This window comes from Jiangella alba, from assembly GCF_900106035.1.
GTDB classification, from domain to species: Bacteria; Actinomycetota; Actinomycetes; order Jiangellales; family Jiangellaceae; genus Jiangella; species Jiangella alba.
In genome coordinates, this window is record NZ_FNUC01000004.1 from 1,618,058 (window position 1) to 1,632,811 (window position 14,754).

General features: G+C 72.3%; 14 protein-coding genes. 9 read left to right on the plus strand and 5 right to left on the minus strand.

Annotated features, from left to right (window positions below; genetic code table 11):
- Window positions 1-16 precede the first annotated feature (16 nt).
- The 3 genes from BLV02_RS25330 to BLV02_RS25340 all read left to right on the plus strand — a co-directional run bounded on the left by BLV02_RS25330 (window position 17) and on the right by BLV02_RS25340 (window position 3,300).
- Entirely contained in the window at window positions 17-793 is a 777-nt protein-coding gene (locus BLV02_RS25330) for an ABC transporter ATP-binding protein (protein ID WP_069109058.1), read from the plus strand.
- A complete protein-coding gene (locus BLV02_RS25335; RefSeq protein ID WP_069109057.1) occupies window positions 790-2,703 on the plus strand; it encodes an FtsX-like permease family protein in 1,914 nt (637 codons plus the stop codon). Before BLV02_RS25330 ends, BLV02_RS25335 begins: the two co-directional genes overlap by 4 nt.
- Window positions 2,704-2,787: 84 nt before the next feature.
- Window positions 2,788-3,300, plus strand: a complete 513-nt coding sequence (locus BLV02_RS25340) for a ferritin (protein ID WP_069109056.1) — start codon at window positions 2,788-2,790, stop codon at window positions 3,298-3,300.
- A 57-nt stretch (window positions 3,301-3,357) separates the two neighbouring features.
- Here the strand turns inward: BLV02_RS25340 and BLV02_RS25345 are convergent, their stop codons facing one another.
- Window positions 3,358-5,841 (minus strand): M14 family zinc carboxypeptidase, encoded by a 2,484-nt coding sequence (locus BLV02_RS25345; RefSeq protein WP_069109055.1) that lies wholly within the window; start codon window positions 5,839-5,841, stop codon window positions 3,358-3,360.
- A 517-nt stretch (window positions 5,842-6,358) separates the two neighbouring features.
- On the opposite strand from BLV02_RS25345, the gene BLV02_RS25350 reads away from it, so the two are divergent.
- A complete protein-coding gene (locus BLV02_RS25350) occupies window positions 6,359-7,666 on the plus strand; it encodes an SGNH/GDSL hydrolase family protein (protein ID WP_083288193.1) in 1,308 nt (435 codons plus the stop codon).
- Here BLV02_RS25350 and BLV02_RS25355 read toward each other — a convergent pair.
- The gene (locus BLV02_RS25355; protein ID WP_069109054.1) at window positions 7,646-8,833 is read right to left on the minus strand and encodes a heparan-alpha-glucosaminide N-acetyltransferase domain-containing protein; all 1,188 of its coding nucleotides are present in this window, start codon (window positions 8,831-8,833) and stop codon (window positions 7,646-7,648) included. The genes BLV02_RS25350 and BLV02_RS25355 overlap by 21 nt on opposite strands.
- 4 nt (window positions 8,834-8,837) lie before the next feature.
- A complete protein-coding gene (locus BLV02_RS38095; RefSeq protein ID WP_255367091.1) occupies window positions 8,838-8,966 on the minus strand; it encodes a hypothetical protein in 129 nt (42 codons plus the stop codon).
- A 150-nt stretch (window positions 8,967-9,116) separates the two neighbouring features.
- Between BLV02_RS38095 and dnaK the strand changes: the two genes are divergently transcribed.
- From dnaK to BLV02_RS25375, 4 genes are all read left to right on the plus strand, one after another.
- Window positions 9,117-11,000: a molecular chaperone DnaK gene (gene dnaK, locus BLV02_RS25360; protein WP_069109053.1), complete on the plus strand. Its 1,884-nt coding sequence runs from the start codon at window positions 9,117-9,119 to the stop codon at window positions 10,998-11,000.
- Window positions 10,997-11,674 carry a nucleotide exchange factor GrpE gene (grpE, locus tag BLV02_RS25365; protein ID WP_069109052.1) on the plus strand — a complete coding sequence of 226 codons (678 nt, stop codon included), beginning with the start codon at window positions 10,997-10,999 and terminating at the stop codon, window positions 11,672-11,674. The genes dnaK and grpE overlap by 4 nt, the downstream gene beginning before the upstream one ends.
- A gap of 31 nt (window positions 11,675-11,705) precedes the next feature.
- Window positions 11,706-12,854: a molecular chaperone DnaJ gene (gene dnaJ, locus BLV02_RS25370; protein ID WP_069109051.1), complete on the plus strand. Its 1,149-nt coding sequence runs from the start codon at window positions 11,706-11,708 to the stop codon at window positions 12,852-12,854.
- Window positions 12,855-12,952: 98 nt separating this feature from the next.
- A complete protein-coding gene (locus BLV02_RS25375; protein ID WP_245737810.1) occupies window positions 12,953-13,273 on the plus strand; it encodes a heat shock protein transcriptional repressor HspR in 321 nt (106 codons plus the stop codon).
- Window positions 13,274-13,281: 8 nt separating this feature from the next.
- Here the strand turns inward: BLV02_RS25375 and BLV02_RS25380 are convergent, their stop codons facing one another.
- Window positions 13,282-13,692: a hypothetical protein gene (locus BLV02_RS25380; RefSeq protein ID WP_069109050.1), complete on the minus strand. Its 411-nt coding sequence runs from the start codon at window positions 13,690-13,692 to the stop codon at window positions 13,282-13,284.
- A gap of 67 nt (window positions 13,693-13,759) precedes the next feature.
- On the opposite strand from BLV02_RS25380, the gene BLV02_RS25385 reads away from it, so the two are divergent.
- Window positions 13,760-14,368 (plus strand): TetR/AcrR family transcriptional regulator, encoded by a 609-nt coding sequence (locus tag BLV02_RS25385; RefSeq protein ID WP_069109049.1) that lies wholly within the window; start codon window positions 13,760-13,762, stop codon window positions 14,366-14,368.
- Here the strand turns inward: BLV02_RS25385 and BLV02_RS25390 are convergent.
- Window positions 14,351-14,713 (minus strand): DUF4333 domain-containing protein, encoded by a 363-nt coding sequence (locus BLV02_RS25390; protein WP_069109048.1) that lies wholly within the window; start codon window positions 14,711-14,713, stop codon window positions 14,351-14,353. The genes BLV02_RS25385 and BLV02_RS25390 overlap by 18 nt on opposite strands.
- Between the last annotated feature and the right edge of the window lie 41 nt (window positions 14,714-14,754).

Genomic DNA, 14,754 nt, shown 5'->3' on the forward strand with positions numbered 1-14,754 from the left:
CCTTGGATGGACCGTGATGTCCGAGACGACGCCACTCCCATCCGTACACACCGGCCGCGCCGGCCCGCCCGCAGGAGCGGTCGCCGCCGTCGGACTGTCCAAGACCTATGGTTCCGGCGCCACGTCGGTGGCCGCACTGACCGACGTGAGCCTGCAGGTGCCGGCCGGGACGTGGCTGGCTGTCATGGGCCCGTCGGGCTCGGGAAAGTCCACGCTGCTGCATTGCCTGGCCGGGCTCGAACGGGCCGATGCCGGCCGGGTCGTGCTGGCCGGCGACGACATCTCCCGGGCCTCCGATCGAGTGCTGACGCGGCTGCGGCGCACCGCCATCGGGTTCGCCTTCCAGAACTTCAACCTGGTCGGCTCGCTGACCGCCGCCGAGAACGTCGCGCTGCCGTTGCGGCTGGCAGGCGCCCGGCCGCGCCGTGCTCAGATCCGGGCCGCGCTCGAGTCGGTCGGGCTCGGCGACCGCGCCCGGCACAAGCCCGGCCAGCTGTCCGGCGGCCAGCAGCAGCGAGTGGCGCTGGCCCGGGCGATCGCGACGCGTCCGGCCGTGCTGTTCGCCGACGAGCCCACCGGCGCCCTGGACTCCGCGGCGTCCCGGTCGGTGCTCGGCCTGCTCCGCCGGATGGTGGACGGCGGCCAGACCGTCGTCATGGTCACCCACGACCCCGCCGCGGCGGCGGCCGCCGACAGCGTCGTGTTCCTGCTCGACGGTGGCATCGCCGACCGGTTGGAGCGTCCGTCCGCCGATGTGGTCGCGGCCACCCTGGCCGGCCTGGAGCGCCCGTGATCGGCCTGTCGCTGCGCGGGTTCCGCGATCGCTGGCCGTTGTTCGCCGGTGCTGTCCTCACCGTCGCCGTCGGCGTCGCGCTGATCGCCTCGGCAGCGGCGATCGCCGCGTCCGCGACGCCGCCCGATACCGCCGGGCTGACGCCGCACGAGGCGGCCGCGGTCCGCGACGCGTTCGACGGCGTGGCCACCGTGATGATCATCAGCGCGATACTCGCCGGGTTCCTCACCGTCTTCATCGTGGCCACCACGTTCTCGTTCACCGTCGCCGAACGCCGCCGGGACCTCGCCCTGCTGCGGTTGCTGGGCGCCGGGCGCCTCCAGGTGCGGCTGGTCCTGACCGGAGAGGCGGTGCTCCTCGGGACGGCCGGCGCGGCTCTCGGCCTCCCGCTGACCGACCCCGCTGTCCGGACCCAGCTGTGGTTGCTGCGGCGGGCCGAGTTCGTGCCGGACGGGTTCGTCCTCACCCGCCCGTCGTGGGCGGGGTGGGTCGCAGCCGGTATCGGCATCGGGGTGGCCGTGTTCGGTGTGGCGGCAGCGTCACGGCGGGCCGCGCGGATCCCGCCGCTGGAGGCGGTGCGTGGCGCCCCCGCGGCGGCGTCGGTGATGACCGCCGGACGGTGGGCCGGCGGCCTGGCGATGCTGGCGCTGACCGTCGTGCAGATCGTCGCCGCCTCGTTCGTCGGTGTCATCGTGGCCCTGGCGCTGGGCCTCGGAGTCGCGATCACCGGCGCGGTCGCGTTCGGTCTGCTCGGCCCGGCGCTGCTGCCGCCGGTGAGCCTGCTGCTCGGCCTCCCGGTGCGGGCCACCACGCTCGGACGGCTCGCGCAGGCCAACATCCGCGACGGGGTGCAGCGGTCGGCCTCGACCGCGGCCCCGGTGATCGTCCTGGTCGCGATGGTGCTCAGCCTGACCGGTGCCGTGAACGCCACGACCAGCGCCGTCACCGCCGAGCAACGCGAGGGGACCGACGCGGACCTCGTCGTCGCCACCACCGGCGAGCACGTCGCTGTTCTCGCCCGGCTCCCCGGCGTGGCGGCCGCCTCGCCGGAGCAGGTGCTGCCGCTCACGGTGGACCTGCCCGGTGCCGACCGGCGTCTCGACGGGATCGCCGTCATCGACCCGGACGCCTACGGCCGGGTGCATCGGGTCCGCCCGGTCGCCGGCGAACTCGATGACCTCACCGGGCCGGCGATCGCGGTCATGGAACAGCCCACCGACGGCGTCCGCTACACGGTGGGCGAGCGCGCGACGGTGACCGTCGGCGACACCGCCGTCGACGTGCGGATCGCCGTCGTCCTGCCCGAGCGGCTCTCCGGGCAGCAGCAGGTCCTCGTCCCGCGCGACCTCGTCCCGGCCGACGAACTCGCCGCCGCGCCCGCCGACGTGCTGCTCCGGATCGCGCCCGGCCACGACCCGGCGACGGTGGCGCGGGCGGCCGCTGCCTACGGCGACGTCACCGACGTCGACGCCTGGATCGCCGCGGCCGCACGCGACCAGCAGCGGACCAACACCACCACGCTCGCCGTGCTCCTGGTGCTCGCCGCGCTCTACACCGTCATGGCCGTCGTCAACGCAATGGTGATCGCCGGCACCGGCCGCCGCCGCGAGCACGCCGTCGCGCGGCTGTCCGGCCTGACCCGCGCGCAGGTGGTGGCGACCACCGCCGTCGAGGCGCTCCTCGTCGCGGCGACGGGCCTCGTCCTCGGTGCTCTCGTGGTGACCGCCGCGCTGGCCGGCATCGCCGTCGCCGCCCGGCGGTCGGTCGGCACGGCGATCGTCGAGGTTCCGTGGACGCTCGCCGCCGCGACCGTGGCCGGCACGCTGCTGCTGGCCGCCGTCGTCGCACCGGCCGTGTCGCTGCTCGTGACCCGCGGCCGCCCCGTCGTGCTGGCGGCTGCGCGCGAATGAGTCCGCGGACAGGTTCGGCGAACCTTCGCAAGGATAGGCAGGACTTCGTGGAAATGTGCTCTGAGCTGCGTTAACGTCGGGCACATGAAGCTCAACGACACGCTTGCCAAGGCCTTCTCCGAGCAGATCACGCTGGAGCTCGAGTCGTCCATCGCCTACCTGCAGCTGGCCATCGCGCTCGAGGACGCCAACCTGCCGGGCATGGCGTCGTGGATGCGCATCCAGTCCGATGAGGAGCGCGTGCACGCGGCCAAGTTCACCCAGCACGTCACCGACCGCGGCAACCGTCCGCAGATCGGCGACATCGCCGCGCCGAAGGACCCCGGCACGGCGGTGGTCACGGCGTTCGAGGCGTCGCTGGCGCACGAGCAGCGGGTGTCCGAGTCCATCCGGTCGCTGTACCGCCTGGCCGTCGCCGAGGGCGACATCGACAGCCTGCCGATGCTGAGCTGGTTCGTCGAGGAGCAGATCGAGGAGGAGTCCACGGTCTCCGAGATCCTCGGCCGCCTGCACCTCATCGGCGACGACGGCCCCGGCCTGCTGCGCCTCGACGCCGAGCTCGGCGCCCGCGCCCCCGGCGCCGACTCCGTCGAGTAGACACGCGAACCGCCCCGTGGCCCGGAACGCCGGACCACGGGGCGGGACGAGAACCGCCTAGCGGCCGGTCACCCGGGCCGCCAGCTCGGCCGCCGGCACGGTGCTGCCGGCGCCGTTGTAGAGCGCGTTGGACACGATCGTCCACGTCGCCCGCGGCCAGCTGCGGAACGTGATGTCCGCAGCGGCGACGGTCGCCTCACCGGCGCCGACCGGCACCGTCACGACGTTCGCCAGCCCGGCCAGCGCGGCCTGGCCGTGCGCGTAGCCGCTGGCCAGCAGCTCACCGGAGGCCGGGTACGTCGACGCGACGGTGGCGCCGGCGCCGGCCGTCACCCGGTACGCCGGGCTGTTGTTGTACCAGACCGGCCAGTTCGCCGGCATGCCCCAGGTGGCCGGGGCGGCCGGGTCGAACTGCGCGTTGAGCAGCGTGCCCGGAGCGCTGAACGCGGCCCGGTCGGCCGGCGTCGCGTTGGTGATCGGCAGCGCCAGCAGGTCGCGGGCCGTCTCCGCCGCCGACCCGACGGCGACGAGGTTGCCGCCGTCGCGCACCCACGTCGCCAGCGCCTGCCAGCCGGCCTCGCCGACGCCGCGGGCCCAGTGGAACTCCTCCGGGACCAGCGCCGGGTTGACCCCGGTGACGATGCGGGCCTTGGTGACGCCCGGCGCCACGAGGATGGTGTCGAACTGCGCCAGGTTCGCGTAGTCGTCGGCCTCGACCACCTCGTAGTTCAGCCCGTAGGTGTCGGCCAGCCACATCAGCCAGCCGCCGGGCATGTTGTTCGCGCCGCGGATCAGCCCGATCTTCGTGTCCGCCTTCAGCTGCAGCGCGTCGACGCCGGGCACCTGCGGCGCCGTCGTCACCGGCAGCGCGGTGAGCTGCGACACCTCGGTCAGCGTGGCGCGTGCGGCCGCCGTCGCGGGGACGATCAGCGTGCCGGGCTCGTACGTGGTGCCGGTGGCCGTGAAGCCCGCCGCCGCCCGGAACACCGGGACGTCGTCCTCCTGCAGCCGGGCGATCGCGTGCGTCAGCCCGTACGTCGTCGGCCGCACCAGGTAGGCGCCGCCGGCCGGCGCGTTCGGCACCGCCGGCGCGGTGATGTCGCCGGCGGTGATCCGTTCGGTGCGGGCCACCCGCGCGCCGTCCACCGGCTGCACCGTGAGGCCCAGCAGCATGCCGAGATTGTCGGTGGTCTCGCTGTACGGCATGATCAGCGGGCAGTTGGCGCACTTGCGCGCCTGGTCCGGGTACTGGTCCACCTCGAGCACCTGGTCCACCCAGCTGCCCATCGGCTGCCGGCTCTGGATCAGCAGCGTGCCGGCCGGGTACGTCTGCCGGCCCACCCGCACCGTCGACAGCGCGCGGTCGACCTCGACGCCGGCGATGTCGAAGGTCTCGACCAGCTGCTTGACGGCGAACGGGTCACGCTGGCCGGCCGGGACGAGGTACGTCTCCGGTCCGCCGTCGGGCTCCATGTTCTTCCGGTTGACCTGGTAGAGGTTGTTGTACAGCCAGTCGTCGGCGTCCTTGGCCACGCTGTCGAGGCCGGTGTACATCGAGAGCTTCGCGTACTCGACGATCTGCTCGAGCGTCCACGTCTTCTCGGTGTACGGGTCGAACGTGCGCATGGTCCGGTCGCGAGCGCCGGGCGGGGTGCCGTCCGGGTTCGAGAACGGCAACGCGAGGTCGCGCACCGAGGCGATCTCGTGCAGGAACAGCGACGCGCCGCGGTGCGGGCCGGTGCCGAACACGTCGGCGTTCCAGAAGATGCCGTACGCGTCGTCGGTGCTGACGCCGGGCAGGCCGGCCTCAGCGGCGGCGTTGGCGATCTCGGCGCCCAGCGCGTTCGACGCGGAGATCGGGATCGAGTCGATGTTCGGGCCGAGCGGCTCGTCGAACGGCGGCACCCACATGCGCGGGCTGTTGCTGCCGGCCTGGTGCATGAAGTGCAGGATCACCGGCCGGTACTGCTGCTCCAGCCGGGTGCGGATGCGCGACTCCTCCTGCGTGAAGAAGATCCAGTCGCGGTTGTTGTCGTGCCCGACGTACTTGTGGTAAAGGTCCGGATAGGTGCGCGCGTAGCTGGTGCCCTCGGTCTCGTTGAAGTAGTCGACGAGCAGGTGCTGGCCGTCCGGGTTGGCCGACGGCACCACCAGGATCACCAGGTTGTCGAGGATGTTCTGGACGAACTCCGACCGCTCGGTCGACAACCGGTGGATCACGTCGACCAGCGCCGGCAGGTTGCCCACCTCGGTGGAGTGCAGCGTCGCTTCCAGGTAGTAGACCGGGACGCTCTGCTCGGCCAGCGTGCGGGCCTCGCTCTCGGTGAGGTCGGCGCGCGGGTCGGCCAGCCGCTCGTTCGCCGCCAGGATCTCGTCGATCCGGGCGAGGTTCGCCGCCGAGCTCACCCGCATGATCGGGTATTCGTTGCCCATCGTGGTGGTGCCGGCTACTTCGTACTCGACGCTGTCCGATTCTTCGGCGACCAGCTCGAAGTAGTCCTTGATCTGCTCGAAAGGCGCCAGCTTTCCGCTGGTTCCCATGGCGAATCCGAAGAATTCCGTGGGGGTGGGAATGTCATCAGCAGCGGCGTCCGCGGTGCTCGCTCCTCGCTCGCCTGGCACGACGACCAGCACAGTTGCGGCGAGGGCGGCTGCGGCCACACCCGTCAGAGCGCGCTTCATTGACATCGTCGGGACCTCCGGTGGAATAGTGCCCGGCGACGCATCTTGTGCCCTGCTATCGCCGGACAAACTGATGTGGGGGTGCACGTAACCTAGCGACAGGAATCCCGAGGGGTCAATGCTCGTGTTGCGGGCCAAGATTCTATTGACGCTGCAATAACGAACCGGTAAATTGGGGCTGTTTTGCGGCGCCTTTACCGTCGGTTCGGCCGGCCGTCGGCCCACGTCTCCGGCCGGGCGGGGAAACCGCTTGCCGCACCGAAGCGGCCGTTCGCCGCAGCACGGCTGGTGGCCGGTGCGGAGGGCGACATACCGTCACGAGTGCCGCGCCCGGTCACCCCCTGCCGGGCGCGGCCGACACGACGAGGAGACGCCGATGCCGCTGTCCCGTTCGCTGCCGACCTCCCTTCGACGCTGGGCCGCACCGCTGGCCGCAGCAGCCGCGGGCGCCGCGCTCATCGCGGGCGCCGCCACCGCCGCACCTGCCACCGACGCCCCACCGGCGCCACCGAATCACGCGGCCCCGGTCGCCACGTCCGCGGCCGGCGACTGGGTCGGCACCTGGTCCACCGCCGTCGCCCGCCCGCAGAACGGCCAGGCGCTGGCCGGGTTCACCGACACCACGCTGCGCCAGCGGATGCACGTCTCCGTCGGCGGCTCGCAGGTCCGGCTCCGGCTCACCAACGTGTACGGCACCCAGCCGCTGGTCGTGGGTGCGGCGACGCTCGCGCTGCCGGGCGCCGGCCCGGGCGACGTCGACGCGGCGACGGTGAGCGCGGTGACCTTCTCCGGCGACGCCGGCGTCACGATCCCGGCCGGCGCCGAGCTGGTCTCGGACCCCGTCGCGCTGCGCATCGCCGACGACAGCGACGTCCTGGTGAGCCTCTACGTGCCCGGCCCGACCGGTCCCGCGACGTACCACTCGGCGGCACACTCGACCGGCTGGGTCGCGACCGGCGACCAGGCCACCGCGCCGTCGGGGTCGTCGTTCCCGCAGACGACGACGTCGTTCTGGTTCCTCGACGGCCTCGACGTCCGGGGCGCGACGTCCGGCGCGGTGGTGTTCCTGGGCGACTCCATCACCGACGGCAGCGGCTCGACCCGCGACGCCAACCACCGGTGGCCCGACTACCTGGCCGACCGCATGCTCCAGCAGCCGCGGCCGCACCGCTTCGGCATCCTGAACGCCGGCATCGGCGGCAACCGCCTGCTGCTGCACGCCAACAGCCCCGGGCAGGGCGACAACGCGCTGGCCCGGTTCGACCGCGACGTGCTGACGCAGACCGGCGCCGGCACCGTGGTGGTGTTCGAGGGCGTCAACGACATCCAGCAGCCGAACTCGCAGTACGACCCCGAGAAGCTGATCGCTGCGTACGAGCAGATCATCCAGCGCGCCCACGACCAGGGCATGCGGGCGGTCGGCGCGACCATCGGGCCGTTCCAGGGCTGGGGCACGTGGACGCCGGAACGCGAGGCCGTGCGGGCGGCGGTGAACGAGTGGATCCGCGAGTCCGGCGCGTTCGACGCGGTCATCGACTTCGACGCCGTCCTGCGCGATCCGGACGAGCCGCTGCGCATGCGCGCCGAGTACGACTCCGGCGACCACCTGCACCCCGGCGACGCCGGGTACGCGGCGATGGCCGACGCGGTGGACCTCGGCGTCCTATCGCCGCGGCGACGGTGACAGCACGGCCTCCCGCCCGGCCCGGCCCAGCCCCGCCGCGACCGCCTCCAGCGGCCCGCGTCCGATGAACGCACGCCACGGCATGGCGATGGCGAACGCGATCGCCACGTGGATCAGGTAGGTCGAGAGGTCGTGGCCCTGGACCGGGCCGGACAGCAGCACGACGTGCAGGGTGTAGAGGGTGAACGTCATGCCGCCGATGGCCGCCAGCGGCCACACCAGCGGCCGGGCTCGCGGCGCGATCAGCAGCATCAGCCCGAGCACGGCCGCGCTGGTGCCGATGGTGTGCAGCAGGTCGAACGGCGTCGCTGAGTGCGGTGACGCGGCGACCAGCCACCACCAGCTGGTCGCGGGCGTGGTGCCGTAGAAGGAGGTGTGGTTGACCACGTCGGTGAAGTCGAACGGGCTGGCCGGGTGCCCGCCCAGCCCGGCGGTCACCAGGTGCTCCAGCCCGCCGTTGTCGAGCAGGACGGCCGACGTCACCCAGGCGGCCACCGCGAGCGCGGCGCCGCCGGCCAGCAGCGCCGTCGCGACCCGAGTCGACGACAGCGCCAGCCGGCCGATGCCCAGCCCGACCAGCACGTACGCCAGCCACGGGAACACCGGGTAGTAGCCGCTGACCAGCAGCTCGCGCAGGAGATCGCCGGGCTGCTGGAGCGAATCGAACGTGGGGACGTCGTACGACGCCGGCGGCCGGTCGATGCGCCACTGGTGGTTCAGCAACGGCGCGCCGACGGCCCACAGCAGGCCGAGCGGCAGCAGCACCCGCGGCCCGAGCCCGAGGAACGGGATGGCCAGCAGGAACAGCACGCCGTAGTAGGCGAGGATGACGGCGACGCCGGACGGGAAGGCGCCCAGGCAGAGGCCGACCAGGAAGATGACGAGCGCCCGCAGTGCCACACCGACGCTCGCCGCGGCCAGTGGCCGGCCCCGCGGCGGCGTGCGCCCGCCGGTCGCCAGCGCCAGCCCGACCCCGGCCAGCACCGCGAACAGCGCCGACGACCGTCCGCTGGCGATCAGCCGCGACGCGGTCAGGCCGCCGTCCTCGCCGACGGCCGGGAGGATGTGCACCGACATCATGCCCAGGAGGGCGATGCCGCGGGCGGCGTCGACGCCGAGCAGGCGGCTGCGGACGGCGACCGGCCGGGCGTCCTCCTGAACGGCCATGCGGCTAGAAGATCAGTGCGGCGAGGAACGGCGCCACGCCTGCGACCAGGCAGAGGATGAGGACCGCGGCCACGATCTTCTTGCGCACGTCGGGACGGCGGGGTGCGTCGTCGTCCTGGAACTCCGGGAACATGGCGGTCAGCGTACGCGCAGAAACTGAGGGAATCCTCAGAGCGGTTCGCTCGTTGTGCCGTATGTCAGAAGTTGAGCCAACGTGGCTCAAGGTTGTAGGTTGAGCCATACTGACTCAACACTGCTGAGGAACACACTGGAGGTATCTGCCATGGCTCGAGCCGTCGGCATCGACTTGGGCACGACGAACTCCGTCGTGGCCGTTCTCGAGGGTGGCGAGGCCACCGTCATCGCCAACGCCGAGGGGTCCCGGACCACCCCGTCCGTGGTGGCTTTCGCCAAGAACGGCGAGGTCCTGGTCGGTGAGGTGGCCAAGCGCCAGGCCGTCACCAACGTCGATCGCACCATCCGCTCGGTCAAGCGCCACATGGGCACCGACTGGTCGCAGAAGATCGACGACAAGAACTTCACGCCGCAGCAGATCTCGGCGTTCGTCCTGCAGAAGCTGAAGCGCGACGCCGAGGCGTACCTGGGCGAGACCATCACCGACGCGGTCATCACCACGCCGGCGTACTTCAACGACTCCCAGCGCCAGGCCACGAAGGAGGCCGGTGAGATCGCGGGCCTCAACGTCCTGCGCATCGTCAACGAGCCCACTGCGGCCGCGCTGGCGTACGGCCTCGACAAGGGCGAGCACGACCAGACCATCCTCGTCTTCGACCTCGGTGGCGGCACCTTCGACGTCTCGCTGCTCGAGATCGGCGAGGGCGTCGTCGAGGTGAAGGCCACCAGCGGCGACAACCACCTCGGTGGCGACGACTGGGACCAGAAGGTCGTCGACTGGCTGGTCGCCCAGGTGAAGGCCGCGCACGGCATCGACCTGTCCAAGGACAAGATCGCCATGCAGCGCGTCCGCGAGGCCGCCGAGCGGGCCAAGATCGAGCTGTCGTCCAGCACCCAGACGTCCATCTCGCTGCCCTACATCGCGCAGGACGCCGAGAAGAACCCGGTGCACGTCGACGAGACCCTGTCGCGCGCGCAGTTCGAGCAGATGACGGCTGACCTGCTGGCCCGCACGAAGTCGCCGTTCCAGAACGTCGTGCGCGACGCCGGCATCTCCGTCGACCAGATCGACCACGTGGTCCTGGTCGGCGGCTCCACCCGCATGCCCGCCGTCGTCGAGCTCGTGAAGGAGCTCACCGGCGGCAAGGAGCCCAACAAGGGCGTCAACCCCGACGAGGTCGTCGCCGTCGGCGCCAGCCTTCAGGCGGGCGTGCTCAAGGGCGAGGTCAAGGACGTCCTGCTGCTCGACGTCACCCCGCTGTCCCTCGGCATCGAGACCAAGGGCGGCGTCATGACGAAGCTGATCGAGCGCAACACCACCATCCCGACGAAGCGCTCGGAGATCTTCACCACGGCCGACGACAACCAGCCGACGGTGGGCATCCAGGTCTACCAGGGCGAGCGCGAGATCGCGGCCTACAACAAGAAGCTCGGCACGTTCGACCTCACCGGCCTGCCGCCGGCGCCGCGCGGCGTCCCGCAGATCGAGGTCACCTTCGACATCGACGCCAACGGCATCGTGCACGTGTCCGCGAAGGACCTCGGCACGGGCCGCGAGCAGTCCATGACCATCACCGGCGGGTCGTCGCTGCCCAAGGACGACATCGAGCGCATGGTCCGCGAGGCCGAGCAGTACGCCGAGGAAGACCACAAGCGTCGCGAGGCCGCCGAGAACCGCAACCAGGCCGAGTCGCTGGTCTACCAGACGGAGAAGTTCCTCGCCGACAACACCGAGAAGGTCGGCACCCTCTCCCAGGAGGTCCGCGACGACGTCGACACCTCCCTGGCCGAGGCCAAGAAGGCGCTCGAGGGCAACGACGAGGCGGCCATCAAGTCGGCCACCGAGCGGCTGCAGACCGCCTTCCAGGCGCTCGGCGCGGCCATCTACGCCAGCGCGCAGGCTCCGTCGGGCGACGGCGCCCAGGCCGGCCCGGCCGACGGCGACACCGCCGACGCGTCCGCCGACGGCGACAACGCCGAGGAGGATGTCGTCGAGGCCGAGATCGTCGACGACGAGAAGGACACCAAGTGACCGATGCGCAGCGGCCCGCGGGGCCGGGCGACGACCCCGAAGAGCTGAAGCCCGTCATCCGCGACCGGCGCCGCATCGATCCCGAGACCGGTGAGCGTCGTGCCGACGACGCCGCCGGTCCGGACGCGGGGGCCGCGGCTCCCGCGTCCGCCGCGTCCGACGCCGCGGCGGCGGCGGGCAGCGAAGAGCTGGCCGCCGCCAAGGCCGAGGCGGCCGAGCGGCTCGACGACCTCCGGCGGCTGCAGGCCGAGTACGTCAACTACCGCCGCCGGGTCGAGCGCGACCGCGAGGCCAACCGCGAGGCGGCCAAGGCCGAGGTGCTGGCCGAGCTGCTCGGCGTGCTCGACGACATCGGCCGGGCCCGCGAGCACGGCGACCTCAACGGCGGGTTCCGGTCGGTCGGCGAGGCGCTCGAGGCGGTCACGGCGAAGGCCGGCCTGGTCCGATACGGCGAGCCCGGCGACGCCTTCGACCCGATGATCCACGAGGCGCTCATGCACGGCTACTCCGACGACGTCGAGGTGCCCACCTGCACGCAGATCCTGCAGCCCGGCTACCGCATCGGCGAACGGATCATCCGGCCGGCGCGGGTCGCGGTGGCCGAGCCGACCGAGGCACTGCCGGCGGCACCCGCCGAGGACGACTCGGCGGAGAATAAGGACGACCAGAACTGACGTTCAGTCAACGGAGAGGAGGGGGGAGCCCGTGAGCACCAAGGACTGGATCGAGAAGGACTACTACAAGATCCTCGGCGTCGAGAAGGACGCCGACGCGGCCACGGTCAAGAAGGCCTACCGCACCCTTGCTCGCGAGCTCCACCCCGACCGCAACAAGGACGACAAGGCGGCGGAAGAGCGCTTCAAGGACGTTTCCGAGGCGTACTCCGTGCTGTCCGATCCCGCCAAGCGCAAGCAGTACGACGAAGCGCGCACGCTGTTCGGCAGCGGCATCCGCACACCGGCCGGCGGGGGCGGCGGGTCGTTCAACTTCGACCTCGGCGACCTGTTCTCCGGCGGCGGCAACGGCGGCATCGGTGACGTGTTCGGCGGCATCTTCGGCCAGCGCAACCGGCCGCGGAGCACCGGCGCGCGCCGCGGCGCCGACGTCGAGCGCGAGGTCACCGTCACGTTCAGCGAGGCGGTCGAGGGCAAGACCATCCCGCTGAAGCTGACCAGCTCGTCGGCGTGTTCGGCCTGTGCCGGCACCGGCGCGCGGGCCGGCACCGTCCCGCGGGTCTGCCCCACGTGCTCGGGCACCGGCTTCACCAGCACCGACTCCGGCGGGTTCGGCATGGCCGAGCCGTGCAAGGACTGCCGGGGCCGTGGCCTGGTGGTCGACGACCCCTGCCCGGTGTGCGCCGGCTCCGGCCGCGGCACCACCAGCAAGGTCATGCACGTGCGCATCCCGGCCGGCGTGGTCGACGGCCAGCGCATCCGGCTGCGCGGCAAGGGCGTGCCGGGTGAGCGCGGCGGCCCGGCGGGCGACCTCTACGTCATCATCCACGTCGGCACGCACCCGGTGTTCGGGCGGCGCGGCGAGCACCTCACCGTCACCGTCCCGGTCACGTTCCCCGAGGCGGCGCTGGGCGCCGACATCAAGGTGCCCACGCTGGGCGGCAGCGCGGTCACGCTCAAGCTGCCGCCGGGCACGCCCAACGGCCGCACCTTCCGGGTGCGCGGCCGCGGCGCGCCCCGCAAGGACGGCACCCGCGGCGACCTCCTGGTCACCGTCGAGGTCACCGTGCCTCCGTCGCTCAAGGGCGACGCGAAGCACGCGCTCGAGGAGTTCCAGACGGCCACCTCGGGCGACGACGTCCGGGCCGAACTGATGGGCCTGGCGGCGAAGGAGGGATGACCATGGAGGCCGGAGGACGGTTCATCGTGGCGCTGTCCGGCGCCGCGCGCCTGGTCAGCGACGACGAGCCGTTGTACGTCATCTCCGTGGCGGCCGAGATGGCCGGCATGCACCCGCAGACGCTGCGGCAGTACGACCGCCTCGGGCTGGTGTCGCCTCGGCGCACCCCCGGCGGCGGCCGTCGCTACTCGCTGCGCGAGGTCGAACTGCTGCGCGAGGTGCAGCGGCTGTCGCAGGAAGACGGCGTCAACCTCGTGGGCATCAAGCGCATCCTCGAGCTCGAGGCCGAGGTGCACACACTGCGTCAGCAGCTCGAGCTCATCACCGGCGCGGCCGAAGAGCCCGCCGACTACCTGCCGGTGCCGGCGTTCACGTCGGCGCTGGCGGTGTACCGATCGCGCTTCGTCGCGGGCGACTAGGACACCCTTCACGCGGTCAGCAGACCCACGCCGAGGGTCGCCAGTCCGGCGGCCAGGACCACCGCGCCGATCCACACCAGCCAGATCAGCCGATTCGGCGTCGTGCGGCCGGGGCCGAGCGACGAGAAGAAGAAGCCGGCCGGCATCACGATGGCCGCGATCGGCACCCCTGAGCGCGCCACCCACGCCGCGAACCCGTCCAGGGTCGTCGCGTCGGTGAGCACCGCGGTGAGCAGCCCCAGCGTGACGAACATGCCCGCATGGCCGTGGCCGGCCCGGGCGAACGAGCGCTGGAAGTCGGTGGCCGGGACCTTGCCGCGGGCGATGCGGGTGAGGTACCAGCCGCCGGACTCGATGGTGACGGCGGCGAGCAGGAGCACTCCGGCCAGCCGGGTGGCCTCGGTACTGAGTTCGAGCATGAGCGACCTCCGTGCGGCCCGAGTAACCTAACAATGTTATGAAACAACGTTAGGTTATGCTCGTCAAGTGGGCAGACCTCGGCTTCACGACGACGCGGTCCGCGACCGCCTGCTCGAACGGGCCGCCGCCACGGTGTCCTCCGGCGGCGTCGCGGCGCTGAACCTGCGCACGCTGGCGGCCGAGGCCGGCACGTCCACGGCGGCGGTGTACTCCCTGTTCGGCGGCAAGCCGGGGCTGGTGTCGGCGCTGTACGCGCAGGTGTTCGCCCGGTTCGCGCAGCGGCTGGCGGCGGTCGGTCGGAGCGACGACCCGGTCGCCGACCTCGTCCGGCTCGGCCACGCCTACCGCGAGAACGCGCTGGCCGACCCGCACGGCTACCGCGTCATGTTCGGCGAACTGAGCCCCGACGACGTCGGGCGGCACGCGGCGCGGACCGGCGCGCGGACGTTCGAGCCGCTGCTCGACGCCGTCCGGCGGGCGGTCCGCGCGGGCACGTTCCCGAAGCGCCCGGCGGCCGAGTCGATCGCCACCGCGCTGTGGGCCAACGTGCACGGCCTGGTCTCGATCGAGCTGGGCGCGTTCATTCCCCCGCGGGCGGGCGATCCCGCGGCCGTCTTCGACGCCGCGGTGCGGGCGAACGTGGCCGGCTGGGCGGCGTCAGCCCGAGGTCGGTGACGGCGCCGGCTCACTCGGCGACGACGTCGGCGCCGGGGTGGCGGAGTCGTTGCGCACCTCGTACCGCACGTCGTTGCCGTCGACGTCGGTGGTCGTGACCGTGAGTCCGACCTCCTCGCCGGCCACCGTCGCCGTGCAGCGCACCGAGGCGTCGACCTCGCCGGCGAGGTCGCCGTCGCAGCTGACGGAGTCGACCGGCTGGCCGGACTGCTCCTCCATCAGCTGCTTCACCGCGCCTTCGAGGTCGGAGCGGGGGACCGAGCGGTCGCCCAGCACCGAGCAGCCGGCCAGGGCGGCGACGGCGAGAGCGGCGGCGGCCAGGGCGGCCGGCAGGCGACGAGACATCGCAGACATCGTCACACACCATCCGACTGGCCACACAGAGT

Bases quoted from the DNA above. Each gene is read 5' to 3' on its own strand.
- BLV02_RS25330 (WP_069109058.1), top strand. From the start codon at position 17: ATGTCCGAGACGACGCCACTCCCATCCGTACACACCGGCCGCGCCGGC.
- BLV02_RS25340 (WP_069109056.1), top strand. From the start codon at position 2,788: ATGAAGCTCAACGACACGCTTGCCAAGGCCTTCTCCGAGCAGATCACG.
- BLV02_RS25345 (WP_069109055.1), bottom strand. From the start codon at position 5,841: ATGGGAACCAGCGGAAAGCTGGCGCCTTTCGAGCAGATCAAGGACTAC.
- BLV02_RS25350 (WP_083288193.1), top strand. From the start codon at position 6,359: ATGCCGCTGTCCCGTTCGCTGCCGACCTCCCTTCGACGCTGGGCCGCA.
- BLV02_RS25355 (WP_069109054.1), bottom strand. From the start codon at position 8,833: ATGGCCGTTCAGGAGGACGCCCGGCCGGTCGCCGTCCGCAGCCGCCTG.
- BLV02_RS38095 (WP_255367091.1), bottom strand. From the start codon at position 8,966: ATGTTCCCGGAGTTCCAGGACGACGACGCACCCCGCCGTCCCGACGTG.
- dnaK (WP_069109053.1), top strand. From the start codon at position 9,117: ATGGCTCGAGCCGTCGGCATCGACTTGGGCACGACGAACTCCGTCGTG.
- BLV02_RS25375 (WP_245737810.1), top strand. From the start codon at position 12,953: ATGGCCGGCATGCACCCGCAGACGCTGCGGCAGTACGACCGCCTCGGG.
- BLV02_RS25380 (WP_069109050.1), bottom strand. From the start codon at position 13,692: ATGCTCGAACTCAGTACCGAGGCCACCCGGCTGGCCGGAGTGCTCCTG.
- BLV02_RS25390 (WP_069109048.1), bottom strand. From the start codon at position 14,713: ATGTCTCGTCGCCTGCCGGCCGCCCTGGCCGCCGCCGCTCTCGCCGTC.